The organism is Arthrobacter ruber, assembly GCF_002954225.1.
GTDB classification, from domain to species: Bacteria; Actinomycetota; Actinomycetes; order Actinomycetales; family Micrococcaceae; genus Arthrobacter_D; species Arthrobacter_D ruber.
The window spans coordinates 176,532-193,810 of record NZ_PPTH01000013.1; the positions used below are offsets into that span (position 1 = coordinate 176,532).

The following is a 17,279-nucleotide window of genomic DNA, read 5'->3' on the forward strand; positions in this document are numbered from 1 at the left end:
GCCAGTCTAGGGTCCGGTCGCGCCGACGCAGGGGTATGCCGCGCCGAGCGACCGGACTGCGCGGACGGAGGCGACGACGGCCGCGGCCGCGCTCGCGAGCTCGTCGGAGCCTGTGTCGGAGGTCCATGAGAGACGCACGGCGGTGGAGGCGGTCTCCTCGTCCAGGCCGAGTGCCAGCAGCACCGGCGAGGGCTCCGTGGACCCGGCCGCGCAGGCGGACCCGCTCGAGCACACGATCCCCCGGCGCTCGAGTTCCAGCAGGACCGCCTCGCCGCTCACGCCGGGGAAGCAGAACGAGGCGAGGTTGGGCAGCCTCCGATCGGCGTCGCCCGTCAGGATCGCTCCGGGCACTCCGTCCAGGACGGTGGAGATGAAGGCGGCCCGTGCCCCGGCGGCCGTGACCGCGGTCCCCGGCAGGGCGCCCTGCGCGAGCTCCAGCGCCCGCGCGAGGCCCACGGCACCGGCCACGTTCTCCGTGCCGGAGCGGCGTCCGCGCTCCTGCCCGCCGCCGTGCAGCACGGGTTCGCAGGGCGTCCCCGCCCGGAGGTACAGCACTCCCGTGCCCTTCGGCGTCCCGAGCTTGTGCCCCGAGACGCTGAGGGCCGTGACGCCCAGGCCGTCCACCCCGAGGGGAAGCCAGCCCGCGGCCTGCACGGCGTCGGAGTGGAAGGGGACGCCGGCGGCCCGGCACACCCCGGCCAGCGCGGCGAGGTCCTGCACGGTGCCCACCTCGTTGTTCGCGTACATCACGGTGCACAGGGTCGTGCTCTCCTCGAGCGCGGCGGCCAGCGCCGACGGGGAGACGACGCCGGTGGAGGACACGGGCAGCGTGGTGATGCGGAAGCCGTGGAAGCTGCGGAGGTAGTCGAGCACCTCCAGCACCGACGGGTGCTCGATGGCACTCGCCACGATGTGCCGCCCCCGCGGCGCGGCCAGGGCGAGCCCCTTGAGCGCGAGGTTGTTGGCCTCGGTGCCGCCCGAGGTGAAGACGATCTCCCCGGCCCGGCAGCCCAGCAGAGCGGCGATGCGTGCACGGGCGCGGGCCAACTCGGTCGCCGCGGCCTCGCCGTAGGTGTGGTGGCTCGAGGGGTTGCCGAACGTGGAGGTCAGCAGGGGCCACATCTCCTCGAGGACCTCACGCTTCGCGGGGGCCGTCGCGGCGGCGTCAAGGTAGATCATGGCCGCCGGTCCTGGAGCCGGGGCCGAAGTCCAGTCCGAGGTCGAGCGACCGGACGCTGTGGGTGAGGGCACCGGCGGAGATGAGGTCCACGCCGGTCGCCGCGATGGCCGGGACCGTGTCCAGCCGGACGTTGCCGCTGGCCTCGACCAGTGCCCGGCCGCCGATGCGGCGCACTCCCTCCATCAGGTCGTCGAGGCCGAAGTTGTCGAGCATGACCGTGTCCACCCCGGCGGCGAGGACCGGCTCGAGCTGGTCCAGCCGGTCCACCTCGACCTCCACGTGCACGGTGTGCGGCACACGGGACCGCATGGCCAGCAGGGACTGCGTGAGGGCTGCCGGCCCGTCGACCGCGAGCAGGGCCAGGTGGTTGTCCTTGACCATCACGGCGTCGGACAGGCTGGAGCGGTGGTTGGAGCCGCCGCCGCACCGGACCGCCCAGCGCTCGAGCAGCCGGAGGCCGGGTGTCGTCTTGCGGGTGTCGGTGATGCGCGCCCCCGTGCCGGCCGCGGCGTCGACGAAGGCGCGCGTCATCGTGGCGATCCCGCTGAGCCGCTGGGCGATGTTGAGGGCCGTCCGTTCCGCGGTGAGGATCCCGGCCGCCGGTCCGCTGATCTCCGCGAGGACGGCACCGGCGTCGAACCGGGTACCGTCCACCTGCGGGAAGACCACGCGGATGCGCGCGTCCGTGAGGCGCAGGGCGGCCTCGATGGCGGCGGTCCCGCAGAGGACGCCCGGCTCCCGTGCGGTGATGGTCGCCGTCGCCTCCAGGTCGGGGTCGATGAGTGCCTGGCAGGTGATGTCACCCCAGGGCGCATCCTCGGCGAGCGCGGCGGCGACGACCGCGTCGATCAGGTGCTGCGGTGGCACGGACGTGGACGCCGACGGGGACGACGGGCGGGGAACGGCGGGGGGTGTCGGGCTGATGACGGTCTCTGTCATGGCGTTCTCCCTCGGGGGGCTCGGACGTAGGACCGGCTCGGGTCGGGCCGGTCGGGCGGGCTGGCGGGCTGGTCCGAGCGGAAGTGCGCTCCGCAGGACCTGACCCGGTTCGCGGCGGCATGAACGAGGAGGCGCGCGCACAGCAGCAGGTTGGCGTTCTCGGGATCCGCATCCACGCGGAAGGAGGCGAGGTGCTTGCGGGCGAGGTCCAGGCCCTCGCCCGTGCGCAGTAAGCCCGCGTGATCGGACATCAGCGCCTGCAGGTCCCGGCGCGTGAAGGCTTGCGTCGGGGCCGCCTCCGCTTCCAGATCCACCGGTTCGGCGTCGAAGACCGGCGCCGCTCCCCGGCCGGCGGCGATCGCCGCTGCACACCGTGCCCCGAAGACCACCCCCTCGAGCAGGCTGTTCGAGGCGAGCCGGTTGGCGCCGTGCACGCCCGTGCACGCCGCTTCACCAACGGCGAAGAGCCCGGGGACCGAGGTGCGGCCGTCCGTATCCGTCCTGACGCCGCCCATCCAGTAGTGCGCCGCAGGGACCACGGGCACGGGGGCCGAGGACCAGTCGAGACCGTGCTGTGCGGTGAGCGCCGTGAGGGACGGGAAGCGCCCGGCCAGGAACGCACCACCGAGCGCCGTCGCGTCCAGGAAGACCTGCGGCGCCCGGTCCGTCGCCGCGCGTGAACGGTCGCGGGCGAGCCGGTCCGCGAGACCCCGCGCCACGACGTCGCGTGGGGCGAGGTCCCCGTCGGGGTGGTAGTCCGTCATGAACGCGCGCCCTGCGCCGTCGACGAGTCGGGCCCCCTCGCCACGCACCGCCTCCGAGAGGAGCGGGTTCCCCGGCACGTCGAGCGATGTCGGGTGGAACTGGAAGAACTCGAGGTCGGCGACCACGGCGCCGGCCCGCCAGGCCAGTGCCACGCCGTCACCCGTGGCGACCGCGGGATTCGTGGTGTGCTCGAAGAGCTGCCCCGCGCCGCCCGTCGCCAGCACGACGGCGTCCGCGGTGATCCGCCCGGTTCCGTCGGCCGCGACCACCTCGACGCCCGTGGCGTGCGACGAGCCGTCGGGTGCGGCGTCGAGCAGCACCCGCGTCACGACGGTGTGCTCCAGCACGCGGAGATCGCCGTCGGCCCGGACCGCGCCGAGGAGCGCGTCCACGAGCCCGGCTCCGGTCGTGTCGCCGCCGATGTGCAGGATCCTCGCCGCGAAGTGCGCCGACTCCCGGCCGAGGGCAGGCAGCGCGGTGGCACCGGCGGTGTCGAAGACCGCCCCCGAGTGCTCCAGCGCGGCGATCCCCTCCGCGGCTCCCTCACACAGGACGGCGACCGCGTCCGCATCGGCCAGGCCGGCCCCGGCACGGAGCGTGTCGGCGATATGGGCCTGGACCGAATCGAGGACACTTGCCGGGCCTGCACCGCCGTCGGGCATCCCCGCACCTGCCGGACGCGGCACGACGGCGGCGATACCGCCCTGGGCGTACTCGGTGTTGCTCTCGCCGAGCGGCCCCTTCGACACCAGGACCACCTCGGCCGTCGGGTCGAGGCGACGGAGCACCAGGGCTGTCTGCAGCCCTGCGATCCCCGCGCCGACGACCACGGTCCGCAGGCCCGGCGAACCGTTCCTCCCGCCCGAGGCAGGGACTGTCCTCATGGCCGGACCGCGAGCATCCGGTTCAACGCCACCCGGGCGGGTTCCGCGACGGAGTCGGGCACCGTGATGCGGTTGAGCACGTGCCCGTCGACGAGCCCCTCGAGCACCCACGCGAGGTAGCCGGGGTGAATGCGGTACATGGTGGAGCAGGGGCAGATGACAGGGTCGAGACAGAAGATGGTGTGCTCCGGATGCTGCGCGGCGAGCCGGTTCACCATGTTGATCTCCGTGCCGATCGCGAAGGTGCTGCCAGGCTCCGCCGCGGCGATGGCCTTCCGGATGTAGTCGGTGGAGCCGGACTCGTCGGCGGCATCGACCACGGGCATCGGGCACTCGGGATGCACGATCACCCGCACGCCGGGGAAGTCGGCGCGGGCTTTCTCGATCTGCGCCACGGTGAAGCGCTTGTGCACCGAGCAGAAACCGTGCCAGAGGATCACGCGGGAGTCGTGCAGCGTCTGTTCGTCCGTGCCGCCCCAGGGCTTGCGAGGATTCCACATCGGCATCTGCCCGAGCGGCACGCCCATCGCCTTCGCCGTGTTGCGGCCGAGGTGCTGGTCGGGGAAGAAGAGCACGCGCCGGCCCCGCTCGAAGGCCCACTCGAGGACGGCAGCCGCGTTCGACGACGTGCACACGATCCCCCCGTTCTCCCCGCAGAAGCCCTTCAGGGCGGCCGAGGAGTTCATGTACGTCACGGGGATCACGGGCAGCCGGCCGTCGGCGTCCGGCTCCGACCCGAACAGAGCGGTCAACTGGTCCCAGCACTCCGACACGGAGTCGATATCCGCCATGTCCGCCATCGAGCAGCCCGCCGCGAGGTTCGGCAGGACCACGGCCTGCTGCGGTGTGGACAGCATGTCGGCCGTCTCCGCCATGAAGTGGACGCCGCAGAAGATGATGGCCTCGGCGGCCGTCCGCTCGGTGGCGGCCCGCGCGAGCTGGTAACTGTCCCCCACGAAGTCGGCGTATCTCACCACCTCGTCACGCTGGTAGAAGTGCCCGAGGATCACGACGGACTCGCCCAGTGTGTTCTTCGCGGCGAGGATCCGGCGGTCGAGCTCCTCGGCCGGGGCGTTCCTGTACTCCTCCGGCAGGTCGCCCTGCCGCGGGGTCGTCGCCGGGGCCGGGTCCTGCACGGACGCCCCCGGCCCGTAACCGGGCAGCGGGAGGGCGTCGAACGCCCACGGCTCACGCACGAGGTCCGGCGAGCAGGTCCCCGGAGCTGCGCCGGTCCCGGCGGGGCCTCGCGCGAGGTCATGGATGGCGGTGGTGACGGACATGGCGTTCTCCCTGGGGGTGGGCTGTCGGGCTGTCGGGCTGCGGGGCCGGTCGTGGGGGTGACGGCGTCGATGAGGCAGCGTCGGGTGATCGTCGGGACGTATTCGGCACACCGCCCGTCACGAGGTCGGTCGGTCGTCCGCCGGTGTGCGGGCGGGCGGCGGTGCCTGCGCGTTCTGCCCGGTGTAGCGGTAGAGGCGGGGCGGCCGGTTGCGCCCGCCCTGGAGTACCTCGTCCGTCGCGGCGATGTCCCGTGCCGACCGGAGCTGGCGGCGGAAGTTGGCCGGATCGAGCGGCCGGCCGAGCACGGCCTCGAAGACCCCTCGCAGCTGGGTGAGCGTGAACCGATCGCCCAGGAAGTGGTAGGCGACGGAGCCGTGCTCGATCCTGCCGTGCAGCCGCTCGAGGGCGTAGGCCACGATCTCGTCGTGGTCGAAGGCGAGGCCTGCCGCCTCGGACGCGCGGAACCAGCGGACGTTCTCCGATTCCCGCGCCAGGTCGGCCTGGTCGGGGCGGACGAGTGCCCAGTAGACGATGGACACGAGCCGCTGCGTGGCCGCCCGGTCGAGTCCACCGAAGGCGTAGAGCTGCTCGAGGTAGGTCGGCTCGAGGTCCGTCGTCTCCCTCAGGTTCCGCGCTGCTGCATCCTGCAGCGACTCGCTCCCACCGAGGGGTCCGCCGGGCAGCGCCCACTTCCCGAGGTGCGGTTGCCGGATCCTGCGGACGAGGGGTAGCCAGATCTCGGACCGGCCTGACCCGGGATCCGTGCGGAGCGCGAAGATGACCGTCGAGATCGCGAGGGCGGGTGCCTGGGCCTGCCGTTCCGTGACGTTGGCCGAGCCGTACATACCCGATCCTTCCGTCCGAGGGGCGCGCCCTGTTCGGGTCAAGATGACTATAACTTATGGGAGCGGCGGTCGACAGCCGGTCGTGATGCAGTGTCCGTACCGCCCGTCCCCGTCGCCGGGACCGCGTAACGTGCAGCCGAGGGGTTGCCCGATCCGGTCGGAGTGTCTAAAGTCACTGGCGTCGGCCCCCGGGCCGCGCGGCGGGGATGTGTTCAACGGTGCACATGTCTCTGCCGCCCTTACGATGGGACGCATGGATCACCACGCTGTTCACGCCGTCGAGGGGACCGATCCCCGCCTGTCCATCACCCGCAGCCTCCCGGACTCCCCCGCGCCCCTGCCGCCGGTCCTCCTGCTGCACGGCTTCGGCTCGTCCTCCCGGCAGAACTGGATCGAGACGGGCTGGGTCCGTCTCCTGAATGATGCGGGCCGCGGCGTCGTCATGGTGGACCTCCCCGCACACGGCGAAAGTGCGACGCCCGACGACGCCGGCGCCTACGCTCCCAGCCGCATCCGTGCCGACATCCTGCAGGCCCTGTTCGATGAGCGTGTCCTCCCTCTGCGCGGCGACGACCCGACCTCCGGCGTCGACATCATCGGCTACTCGCTGGGTTCCAGGCTGGCGTGGGAGTTCGGCGCCACCCAGCCCGAGACGGTGCGGAGGATGGTGCTGGGCGGACCGGGCACGGCGGACCCCCTCGCGGCCTTCGACCTCGAGGGCGCCGAGCGTTTCCTCGCCGGCGGAGCCCCTTCCCAGGACCCGACGACCGCCGACCTCCTGCGGATGGCTCAGGCCGGCCCGCACGCCGACCTGCCCGCGCTTCTGGCGCTGGTCTCGGCCATCAAGACGGAACCGTTCGACCCGCAGGGCGCCGTCCCGAAGATGCCGCTGCTCCTCGTCGCGGGGGACCAGGACGACTACGCCGTCGGCCTCGAGGACCTCACACGGTGGGCGCCGGATGCGGTGGTCACCACACTGCCGGGCAGGAACCACACGAACGCGATCACCTCCCGGGTGTTCAAGGAGGCGGCACTCGCCTTCCTCGCATGACGGGACGCGGTGACGTGCGGTGAAGGTTCGGTAACGCGTGTCCGGCACACGCCGGGGCCGCACCGGTCGAGGCTATACTCGGAATTGATCAGCAGCCTTATGGCTGTGTGACGGTCGACCATCACAACCTGGCGCGGGAGGACACGCATGCACGTGCTCCTTGCCGACCGTTATGAGACCACGGGTCTCCTCGGTGTCGGCGGCACCGCGTCGGTGTACCGCGCCGTCGATCGCACTCTGGGCCGCGACGTGGCGATCAAGATCTTCAACCCCACGACGTCCGACGACGACGACTACCGTCGCCAGCACACGGAGACGATGCTGCTGTCGACGCTGAACCATCCCGGTCTCGTGACGCTGCACGACGCCGGCATGCACGAGGACGAGGAGGGCCGTACCACGGGATTCCTCGTCATGGAACTCGTGGACGGCGAGGATCTGCGACACCTGCTCCGACGCGGGGCGCTTCCCGCGGAGGACGTCGCGCAGCTCGGAGCGGACCTGGCGGACGCTCTCGCCTACATCCACTCCGAGGGTGTGGTGCACCGCGACGTGAAGCCCGCCAACATCCTGATGTTCCTCAGCACGGACAGCGGCACGCGCCTGTATGCCAAACTCACGGACTTCGGGATCGCCCGCCTGGTGGAGGCCACCATGGCCACGGCGGTCGGCGCGACGATCGGCACCGCGAGCTACCTCAGCCCCGAGCAGGCAAGGAGTGATCCGCTCGACGAGCGCAGCGACATCTACTCCCTCGGCCTCGTACTCCTCGAGTGCCTGACCGGTGAGAAGGCGTTCCCGGGACCTGTGGTCGAGGCCGCACTGGCCCGTCTCCTGCGGGATCCCGAGGTGCCGGATTCGCTCGGTCCCGAGTGGGCGGACCTGCTGCGGCGCATGACGTCGAGGGACCCTGCCGCGAGGCCCTTCGCGCATGATGTCGCGCTCCAGCTGCGCAGCCGCGACGACGATCACGCGCCGGCGCCCGTGGCCGCACCCTCCACCCGGGGGGCCAGCGGCTCCGAGTTCGTCCCGGCCGGCATGATCACCGGCGGTATCGTCGGGGGCAACGTGCGTCTCCCGGACCCGCCCCGCTACGCGCCCAGCATCAGCTGAGCGCGGCAGGGCCGCTTCCGCCTACGAGGCGCCGCCGTCGTCCTCCTCGGGCTCGAAGTTGCTCGGCTCGTCGGTGGATCCCGCCGCGATGCCGTCGTCGCTCGCCGGGATCGTGCCCTCGGGACCCGCGCCCTGCGCGTCGTCGGTGCCCTCGTGGCCAGTACCGTCCTGGGTCGTGCCGTCGTGCTCGGTGCCTTCGGTGCTCATGGGTCCTCCTGCAGCTGGGATGTCCTCCGATCCTATGCGCGGCAGCGCCGCGAGGACCAGCGCCGCCGGCTGGTAGCGCCCGTGCCTCGATCGAGCTGCCGGCGCGGAGGGCGACGGTGCTACCTCCCGGGCACCGGAGCCCGGGTGGAGCCGCGGCCGCGCAGGGCGACGGCGGATGCGACGCCGAGGAGGAGCAGCACGCCGGCAGCGCAGGCGGGGACGCCCGCCGCTGCGGCCGGCCCCGCCGCTTCGGCGAGTGTTCCGGCCAGCGCCGAGCCGATCGCGGTACCGGCGACGATGCCGCTCGCCAGGAGCGTCATGACGGTGCCGAGGCGGTGCGCGGGGGCGACCGCCGACCCGATCGAGAAGATGGTCACCATGGTCGGCCCGACGAAGAGTCCGAGGACGAGCAGCACCACGAGCATGGTGGGGATCGAACCCGGGAGGGCGAGGACCGCGGCGGCCGCCGCCATCGCGGCCGCGGAGGCGATCCAGCGGCGGACATGGCTGAAGCGTGGGGACCAGTACGCCACGGACAGGGCGGCCACCGCCGAGCTCAGCCCCATCACCGCATACAGCAGGCCCGAGGACTCGGTGGCGCCGAAGCGCCCGGCGAAGGCGGTGAGGAACGTCTGCGTCGAGCCGAAGAAGGTACCCATGGCGATCATCCCCACCACCGGGAGCAGGACGGGCCACGCCCGGGACGGGCGGGCGGCGCCGCCGTCGGGCGCGTCTCCTCCGGACTCCGGGCGCGCGTCGCTGAAGGCCACCGTCCGGTGCACGGCGAAGGCGCTGACGAGCGTGATGGTGAGGGCGGCCGCAAGCGCCAACGGGAGCCACGGCGCGATCAGGCTGGCGAGCACACCGACCAGGGCGGGACCGAGGACGAACGTCAGCTCGTCGGCCGTGCCCTCGTAGGACAGGGCCGTGTCCAGGTCGGAGCGGGGGCCGCGCCGCGTCATCGCCATCCAGCGGACCCTCGCCAGGGGACCAATCTGCGGGCAGGTGAACCCCGTGGCGAATGCTGCGGCGAGGACGACGGCGAGCGGGCCGCCCGTGAAGCCGGTGCTGGTGAGGGTCGCGACCAGCAGCCCCGCGATGGCCAGGGTGTTGAGGATCGCCGAGACGAGCAGCACGATCCGCTGGCCGTGCTTGTCGGCGAGGACACCGAGGACGGGCGCCCCGAGGGCCGAGCCGATACCCACGGCCCCGGCGGCGAACCCTCCGGCGGCGTAGGAGCCGCTGGCGGTGGTGACGAGTGTCAGGGCACCGACTGTGAGCATGGCCAGAGGGAGCCGGGCGAAGAGGCCCACGACGAGGAAGGAGGTGCCGGCCAGACGCGGGAGGACCTCGAACCTGCCGAGGCGGGAGCGCCCGGTAGTGCTCGGGCGCGGCGCGGCGGATGATCCTGCGGACGGGAGGGAATCCGGCGATGCCGGTTCCGGGTTCTTGTACATGGCGCTTTCCGGGTGCGTCGAACGCGCATCGTCCCCCCTCCCGATGCGCCCGACCCGGTAACGCCCACGAGTTTACACGCTGATGGGCTGTTCCACGAAGCGCAGGACCGATCCCTGCCGTCCCTTCACCACCTGCAGCTGCGCGCCCACGCGCTGCTTGAGTTCGGGTACGTGACTCACGAGCCCGACCACGCGGCCCCCGCTCCGCAGGCCTTCGAGGGCGTCCATCACCTGTTCGAGCGCCTGGTCGTCGAGCGAGCCGAACCCCTCGTCGACGAAGAGGGTCTCGATGTCGAGTCCGCCCGCTTCCTGCTGGACGACGTCGGCCAGTCCGAGTGCCAGGGCCAGGGAGGCCATGAAGGACTCGCCCCCCGACAGCGTCGAGGTGTCCCGGCGGTTGCCGGTCCAGCCGTCGATCACGTTCAGCCCCAATCCGGAGCGCCTGTTCCCCGCCGTGGCGTCGCTGTGGACCAGCTGGTACCGGCCGTCCGACATCTGCAGGAGCCGCTCCGTCGCCGCGGCGGCCACCTGCTCGAGCCGCGACGCGAGCACGTACGTCGCCAGCGACATCTTGTACAGGTTCTCCCCCGCGCCGCGCGCGGTGTCCGCCACGGCCTGGACCAGGTGCGCCCTCTCGCGCAGGGGCGCCGCGATCCGCTCGAGGTCCGCGAACTCCCGGGCGTAGGCGTCGAGCTGCGCGACCGACTGGCCGAGCACCTCCGCGGTGATCCCGGCACGGTGCGCCCGGGTCCGGAGCTCCTCGGCGAGAACGCCGGCCTGCTGCTCGTCGTCCTCCGAGGGCGGCTCGACGCCGTCCTGCTCGTCACGGAGACCCGCCCGGATGGCGTCGTCGTCCCACGCCGCATCGAGGCGGTGTCCGCGCACCTCGTGCTCCCGGATCGCGTGCGCGATGGGGCCGTAGTGGTCCTCCGGCAGCAGGGCCGCGCGCGCCTCCTGCGCGTCAGCGAAGGGCGTGGCCCGCAGCGCCTCGTCCAGGCGCCGGGCGATGTCCGTCCGGCGGTCCACAGCGCGCGCCAGGTCGTCGGTGGCGTCGCGGAGACCCTGGAGCTCGTCGTGTGCCCGCTGCACCTGGGCGATGCGGTCCGCGAGCGATCGCGCCCCCGACCGGAGGCCTGCGAGCCGCTGCTCGAGGTCCTCCTCCTGCTCGAGGAGCGAGGACCTGCGCGATTCCGCCGCGGAACGCTCCTCCCTCAGCAGGTCCCGCGTCCTGCAGGCCTGGTCCTCCTCCTCGACGGCCTTCCGCACGCGCTCCTCGACGGCCGAGTATTCGGCGGAGGCCGCCTCGGCCGCCTCCACCTTCGCCCGGGCGGTGCGGATGGTGGCCGCAGCGTCCTCCGGCGAGGAGTCGCCGCCCCTGGCTGCGAGGTCGGCGACCTCCAGCCGCACCCCGTCCAGCGCCTCCCGGGCATCGTGCAGGCTCCTCTCGGCCTGGGCCTGCAGGCGACGGGCGGCCTGCTCCTCCTCGAGAGTGACGCGGTTCCCGCCGGGCGATGCCACGGGTGACGGGTGGTCGCTGCTGCCGCACACCGGGCACGGCTGCCCGTCCTCGAGCTGCTCGGCGAGTTCCTCCGCGGCCTGCTCGAGGCGGAGCTGCAGCTTCTCGAGCCACTCCGCCTTCAGCCGAAGGAACCGCTCGGAAGCCTCGGCGTTGGCCGTGTCCGCCGCGGCCCGGCGGTCCGAGGCCGCCCGGTACTGCCGCACGACGTCCTCGGCGGTCACGGCTGCCGCGAGATCGGCCCGCAGGTGCGCCACCCCGTCGGCGGCGCGGCGGAGCGGTTCGAGGCTCTCGGTGTCGGTGGCGCGTCGGCGCTGAAGCCGTGCGATGCGCCCGACCGTGTCCTCGAGGCGCGCGTCGAGGCTGCCGGCCTCCGTGACCAGTGCCCGCAGGGCCGATCGCACGTCCAGCAGCCGCTGCTCGTCCGGGAGGGCGGCACGGAGGATCCCGAGCGCGGACGAGGCCGCAGCGCACGCGTCGGTGAGCGCCTCGCGCCGGAACCCACCGTCGGCGGACGGGTCCCACTCGAGGTGGTCCGCCGCGGTGTCGTTCCGCAGCAGGCGCTGGAGAGCCTCCCGGTGCAGGGACCCCGCCCGGTCCACCGTCACCGCTGCCTCGTCGTCGAGCCCCAGCAGGGCCGCCAGTCCCTGTGCCTGGTCGGACCGGCGCACCGACTCGGACAGGCGCCCGATCTCCTCGGCCCGCCCCTCATGATCAGCTCGCTGCACCCTCAGCTGTGCGAGGGCCTCGAAGCGACTGCGCCGTCGCCGCACCTCCGCCAGTGCGCCGTCCGCGAGGGAGCTCCGCTCCGCGAGCTCGGTGACGTCGAGGGCCGCCTCGTCCCGGCGCACGGAGAGGGCGTCGATCATGGCCTGGATCGACGCTGCCCGGTCGACGGCGGACCCCGTCTCGGCATCGGTGTCCGGTGCGGCGAGGTCATGGCGCTCGGCCTCGTCGACGGCGCGGAGGTAGAGGTGCCGCTGCTTCCCCTCCTGGTCCGCGAGCTCCCGGGCGGTCCGGTGGCTCTCCGCCGTGAACAGTGTCTCGAGGGTCTCGAAGCGCGTGGTCGAGAAGAGTCTCTGCAGCAGGTCCCGCCGTGATGCGGCGTCAGCCCGGAGGAAGGCCGCGAACTCTCCCTGCGGCAGCATCACCACCTTGGTGAACTGTTCCTTGTCCATGCCGAGCAGGGTGCGCAGCTCCAGGCCCGCCTCGTCGTTGCGGGCCGACTTCTGCACCCAGTCGGCGCCGATGTGCTCGCTGAGGAGCGTGTTCGCCTGTTCCGTCGTGGTGCCGGTGCCGCGCCGTGACGGCCGTTCCCATGCCGGAGACCGCTCGACCCGGAAACGCCGGCCACCCACGGAGAACTCGAGGATGACCTGCGGGGCCACCGACTCGGCCGCGTGGTCGCTGCGGAGTCTCTTCGCCGCCTGGCGTGCGCCGGGCACCGAGCCGTAGAGCGCGAAGCACACGGCATCGAGCACGCTCGACTTGCCGGCGCCGGTGGGTCCGTTGAGGAGGAACAGGCCCTGGGCCGACAGGGCGTCGAAGTCCACGCTCTGCCGGTCGGCGAACGGCCCGAACGCCTGGATCTCGAGGCGGTGCAGTCTCATGTGCGCGTCCTAACGTTCGTGGGCGAGGCTCAGGGCGGCGTCCACCGTGAACCGGACGAGCGCCTGCTCCTCCGGTGAGGGCGTCCGGCCGCGCACATGGTCGAGGAAGCCGCAGCAGATGTCGGCGTCGTCCTTGGCTCCGGCGATCCGCTCGCTGTACGTCCGGACGTCGTCGCGCTGCCCCCCCTCGGGGGCGAAGGCGAGGACGAGGGTGTCCGGGAACCGCGTCCTCAGCCGCTCCATGGCGCGCGCAGGGCGTTCGCGGTCGGTGAGCGTGATGTGGCAGTACGCGTCCTCGGCCCACTCGAGGTCCGTGCGCGCCAGGAGGTCGTCGATGGTCCCGGAGAGGACCGCGAGGTTCCGCGGGGCGGGCCACTCGACGGCCCGTACGTCGCGTACGCCGTCGGCGTCGACCTCCAGGAGCCACCCGCCCTTGTTCTGGTCCACCTCCGAGAAGGAGTAGGCGATCGGTGAGCCCGAGTACCGCACGTTCTCGGAGAGCTTCTGCCGGCCGTGCAGGTGGCCGAGCGCGCTGTAGTCGAACCCGTCGAACAGCGAGAGCGGGACGGCCCCGAGCCCGCCGATGGCGAGGTCGCGTTCGCTGTCCGAGGGGGCTCCCCCGGCGGCGAAGGTGTGCGCCATGACGATGGACACGACGCGCCGGCCCGCCGTCCGCCGTGCGAGGTCCTCGCGGACGCGCTCCAGGGCGGCACCGGTCACGGCCGTGTGGGTGCCGGCCTCAGCCTGCAGTCCCCCGGCGACGACGCGCGGTTCCAGGTAGGGGATGCCGTAGACGGCGAGTTCGGCGTCGTCCCCGAGAAGCCAGGTCACCGGGACCGCGATGTCCTCGATACGCGTGCGCAGATGCACTCCCCCACGGGCGAGGAGACGCCCACCGAAGCCGAGCCGCGTCGCGGAGTCATGGTTCCCGCTGGTGATGACCACCTGCGCGCCGGCCACCGCGAGCCGGTCCAGTGCGTCGTCGAGCAGTGACACGACGTCGACGGCGGGGAGCGCGCGGTCGTAGACGTCGCCCGCCACGAGGACGACGTCCACGGCCTCCTCGCGCACGGTCTTCTCGAGGCTGTCGATGAAGATGCGCTGGGCGTCCAGCGTCCCGGTGCCGTGGAAGGAGCGGCCCAGGTGCCAGTCGGATGTGTGGAGGATCCTCATGATTTTCACGCTACCGCCGCACGCCGACATTCGCCGGATCAGCGCGGCGGCCTCGGGAACGGTGCTAGCGCACCGGCCCGGAGGTCCCGGTTGCGTCACCCGACGACGGCGGCACATCGGTGCCCGGCCTGTCGAAGAACGACGCCGCATCGCCTGCCGACGCGCTGCCGCGCGGTGCCGGCTGGCCGTCGACGGGCGCGGCGTACTGCGCATCCAGGGCGGTGTCCTGCCCGGCGGTGCGGGTGTCGTGGCCGTCGATGTCGGCCGCCGGCACGGCGGCGGTCCCGACGGACTCGACGGACTCGACGGACTCGACGGACGAGTCCCGGGCCTGCGCCGGCGCATCGATGCTGCGGAAGAGCAGCCCCGCGATCAGGCCGCCGACCAGGGGCGCCGCCCAGAACAGCCACAGCTGCTCGAGGGCCCACGACTCGGCGAAGACGGCCGACGCGGTGGCGCGGACGGGGTTGATGCCGCCGTTGGTCACGGGCAGCAGGAACGAGAGCAGGCCCGCATAGATCAGGCCGACGGCGAACGGCGCGATGTCGCGCCGGACGCGCCGCGACGTCGCGCCGAGGAAGACCGCCACCACGAGGGCCGCGGCGACCACCTCGAGCAGGAAGGCGCTGGTCAGGGGGAACTGCGCCGCGGAGTGCTCACCGAAGCCGTTGGCGGAGGAGCTGAAGAAGCCACGGATGCCGGTCAGCTGCGCGTTGGCGCTGAGCGTCAGCCAGATGAGCCCGGACGCGGCGAGGGCGCCCAGCACCTGGGCCACTACGTAGGGCACCACGGACTTCCATCCGGTCCGGCCGGCCACCGCCGAGCCGATGGTGATGGCCGGGTTGAAGTGGCCGCCGGAGATGTAGCCGAAGGCGATCATCGCTGCGATGACGGCGAAGCCGAACACGAGGGTGGGCTGCAGCGCGGTCTCCGTGGCCAGCATGGTGGCACCGAGACCCGCGAGGATCACGAGGAACGAACCGGCACCCTCGGCGATGGAACGGGCCAGGAGGCCGGGGGTCCGCACGTCGTCGGACGTGCCGACGCGGACGGCGCCGGCCGTAGCTCCGGTGTGTGGCGTGGAAGAGGTCATGGAGGCGCAATCCTTCGGTCGTGCGGGAGTCGGTCCGGCGGTGCACCGCACCGCCGACAAGCCTTCCATCCTAGTCTGCACGGCGGCTGGGAGGACAGGCACGGTTCGTCCGGTACGGGCTTCCCTAGACTGGAGGGGTGACGACCGACAGCACCGAGAGCAGCACGACGGAGAATCCCACCCCGGCGGACACCACGCCCGCGGACTACGAGGACCGGGTGCTGGGATGCCTGCTCGGGGTGATGGCGGGTGACGCCTACGGCGTCCTGGTCGTCGCCGGGGACGATCCCTCCGCCGCCCTGACGGACCCTGCGGCGCTCGCCGTCTCGGACGCGACCCAGCTGACGCTGTACACCGTGGACGGCCTCACCGAGGCACTGGAGTGGGCCAACGACGGCGTCGCGGCGGACGAGACGGCCTGCCTGTGGCTCGCCTACCTGCGCTGGCTGAACCGGCAGGGTGAGCACCTCCCCGCGAGCGCGCCCGCACCGCCCCCGCGGTGGCTGGACCGGCAGGAGGACCTGCTGCCGGTCCACGACGCAGACCCCGAGACCGTGACCGCACTGCTCACCGGCGCGATGGGGACACGGTCCCGGCCGCTCAACCCCCTGGCGTCGGGCCCCGGGGCCCTGATGCGCTCCGCCCCCTTCGGTCTGGTACCCCGCATCCCCGCGAGCATGGTCGAACGGCTGACCGTCGACACCGCGGCCCTCACCCACGGCTCCGCCGCCGCACGGAACACCGCGGCCCTCTTCAGCGGCGTCGTGCGCGCACTCGCGATCGAGGGCGTCGACCTCGCCGGAGCCGTCGATGCCGCACGCGGGGAGGAACACCGCCTCGCCGTGGGCGCCCACGTGGGCGGGAGCACCGACGGCAGTGCCGTGGCCGGCGGACCTCCGGACGGCGGACCGACGGCGGCGGGAACCTTCGAGGCGGCGCTGCAGGCCGTGCTGGAGGGGGCATCGGCGGGCTCGCCCCGCGAGCACCTGGCGGCGGCCCTCGCCCACGCGGCGGCAGCCGGCCGGCCCGACGCCTCGCCCGTGATCGCCGCCTCCGTGGCGGGCGCGATCGTCGGCGCCCTCCACGGCACGCAGGCCCTCCCGCCGGCCCTCCTCGATGCCCCCGGGGTCCCCGGCGTCGTCCGGACTCTGGCGCGGACCCTGCTCGCCGCGACCACGGGCGCCTGAGGGATGCGTTCCACGTCCCACTCCCCCGGTGCCCATCCCGGGTCCGTGTCCGGCTGGGACCCGACGAACCTCCCCCCGCTCACCGGGCGGCGCGTCCTCGTGACCGGCGGCAACGCGGGCCTCGGCTATTTCGCCTGCGAGCAGCTCGCGGCGGCGGGCGCGAGCGTGGTCATGGCCTCGCGCAACAGCGAGAAGGCCGGGCGTGCCATCGGTGCCATCCGCGCCCGGCATCCCCGCGCGGACGTGACCTTCCAGCCGCTGGACCTGGCCGACCTGTCCTCGGTGCGGACCGCCGCCGCGGCGATCGCCGAGGGGCCGCCCCTGAGCGGGCTGCTCGCGAACGCCGGCGTGGTGGGTTCTGCGGAGCGGCGGAGCACGTCGGACGGCTTCGAGCTGCAGTTCGGCACCAACCACCTCGGCCACTACGCCCTGATCGCCCTGCTCCTGCCGACCCTCGCAGCCTCCGGGACGCGGATCGTTCACCTCGGCAGCATCAGCCATAGATGGGCGCGGCTGACGCCGTCAGCCCTGCAGCCGTCGACGTACCGCAACGGGCGCGCCTATGCCACGTCGAAGCTCGCGGTGATGGCGTTCGGCTTCGAGCTGGCGCGGCGCCTGGCCCTGACCACCAGTGCGGCGACGAGCGTCGTCGCCCACCCCGGGTTCGCCCTGGGCATGTTCACCCCGGAGCGGCCGGGGATCGACGCGCACCGGCCGGCTGCCTCGTGGAAGCGTCGCGTCATGGAGCCGGTGGCGCAGGGCAAGGATCACGGCGCCTGGCCGCTCGTGCGGGCCGCGGTCGACGCCGGCGTCCCGAACGGCGCCTACTGCGGCCCCGACGGCTGGTTCCAGCTCAAGGGGCGGCCGGGCCTGGTGCCGGCGAAGCCCGCCGCGCGCGAGAGCAACGCCGCGTCGAGGCTCATCGAGCTGTCGGCCTCCCTGACGGATGTCCCACTGCGCTTCTGAGCGGTGCTGCGC

At 72.9% G+C, this 17,279-nt stretch carries 14 protein-coding genes; 4 read left to right on the forward strand and 10 right to left on the reverse strand.

From position 1 onward, the window contains the following. Nucleotides 1-6: 6 nt before the first annotated feature. The 5 genes from CI785_RS04755 to CI785_RS04775 form a co-directional block, all read right to left on the reverse strand. Entirely contained in the window at nucleotides 7-1,179 is a 1,173-nt protein-coding gene (locus CI785_RS04755; RefSeq protein WP_105030937.1) for a cysteine desulfurase family protein, read from the reverse strand. Then, entirely contained in the window at nucleotides 1,166-2,119 is a 954-nt protein-coding gene (nadC, locus tag CI785_RS04760; RefSeq protein ID WP_105030938.1) for a carboxylating nicotinate-nucleotide diphosphorylase, read from the reverse strand. The genes CI785_RS04755 and nadC overlap by 14 nt, the downstream gene beginning before the upstream one ends. Further along, a complete protein-coding gene (gene nadB / locus CI785_RS04765) occupies nucleotides 2,116-3,768 on the reverse strand; it encodes an L-aspartate oxidase (RefSeq protein WP_105030939.1) in 1,653 nt (550 codons plus the stop codon). The genes nadC and nadB overlap by 4 nt, the downstream gene beginning before the upstream one ends. Continuing rightward, nucleotides 3,765-5,048, reverse strand: coding sequence for a quinolinate synthase NadA (gene nadA / locus CI785_RS04770; protein WP_105030940.1), 1,284 nt, complete (start codon nucleotides 5,046-5,048; stop codon nucleotides 3,765-3,767). The genes nadB and nadA overlap by 4 nt, the downstream gene beginning before the upstream one ends. Before the next feature lie 117 nt (nucleotides 5,049-5,165). Continuing rightward, a complete protein-coding gene (locus CI785_RS04775) occupies nucleotides 5,166-5,894 on the reverse strand; it encodes an NUDIX hydrolase (RefSeq protein WP_105030941.1) in 729 nt (242 codons plus the stop codon). A gap of 253 nt (nucleotides 5,895-6,147) precedes the next feature. On the opposite strand from CI785_RS04775, the gene CI785_RS04780 reads away from it, so the two are divergent. After that, nucleotides 6,148-6,945, forward strand: coding sequence for an alpha/beta fold hydrolase (locus CI785_RS04780; RefSeq protein ID WP_105030942.1), 798 nt, complete (start codon nucleotides 6,148-6,150; stop codon nucleotides 6,943-6,945). Between the two features lie 147 nt (nucleotides 6,946-7,092). Beyond that, complete coding sequence (locus CI785_RS04785; protein WP_105030943.1) at nucleotides 7,093-8,058, forward strand: serine/threonine-protein kinase; 966 nt, start codon at nucleotides 7,093-7,095, stop codon at nucleotides 8,056-8,058. Nucleotides 8,059-8,079: 21 nt separating this feature from the next. On the opposite strand, the gene CI785_RS04790 is transcribed toward CI785_RS04785, so the two are convergent. From CI785_RS04790 to CI785_RS04810, 5 genes are all read right to left on the reverse strand, one after another. Beyond that, nucleotides 8,080-8,265, reverse strand: a complete 186-nt coding sequence (locus CI785_RS04790) for a hypothetical protein (RefSeq protein WP_105030944.1) — start codon at nucleotides 8,263-8,265, stop codon at nucleotides 8,080-8,082. 119 nt (nucleotides 8,266-8,384) lie between these two features. Further along, nucleotides 8,385-9,722 (reverse strand): MFS transporter, encoded by a 1,338-nt coding sequence (locus tag CI785_RS04795; RefSeq protein ID WP_105030945.1) that lies wholly within the window; start codon nucleotides 9,720-9,722, stop codon nucleotides 8,385-8,387. Between the two features lie 72 nt (nucleotides 9,723-9,794). Next, on the reverse strand, nucleotides 9,795-12,848 hold the full coding sequence (locus tag CI785_RS04800; RefSeq protein WP_105030946.1) for an AAA family ATPase: 3,054 nt from the start codon (nucleotides 12,846-12,848) through the stop codon (nucleotides 9,795-9,797). A gap of 9 nt (nucleotides 12,849-12,857) precedes the next feature. Beyond that, nucleotides 12,858-14,021 (reverse strand): exonuclease SbcCD subunit D, encoded by a 1,164-nt coding sequence (locus CI785_RS04805; protein ID WP_105030947.1) that lies wholly within the window; start codon nucleotides 14,019-14,021, stop codon nucleotides 12,858-12,860. Between the two features lie 64 nt (nucleotides 14,022-14,085). Beyond that, nucleotides 14,086-15,114: an aquaporin gene (locus CI785_RS04810; protein WP_157940161.1), complete on the reverse strand. Its 1,029-nt coding sequence runs from the start codon at nucleotides 15,112-15,114 to the stop codon at nucleotides 14,086-14,088. 137 nt (nucleotides 15,115-15,251) lie between these two features. Here CI785_RS04810 and CI785_RS04815 point away from each other — a divergent pair, with 137 nt between their 5' ends. Together CI785_RS04815 and CI785_RS04820 are read left to right on the forward strand one after the other, a co-directional pair. Then, complete coding sequence (locus tag CI785_RS04815; RefSeq protein ID WP_105030949.1) at nucleotides 15,252-16,301, forward strand: ADP-ribosylglycohydrolase family protein; 1,050 nt, start codon at nucleotides 15,252-15,254, stop codon at nucleotides 16,299-16,301. A 3-nt stretch (nucleotides 16,302-16,304) separates the two neighbouring features. Next, nucleotides 16,305-17,267, forward strand: a complete 963-nt coding sequence (locus tag CI785_RS04820; RefSeq protein WP_105030950.1) for an SDR family NAD(P)-dependent oxidoreductase — start codon at nucleotides 16,305-16,307, stop codon at nucleotides 17,265-17,267. Nucleotides 17,268-17,279 lie beyond the last annotated feature (12 nt).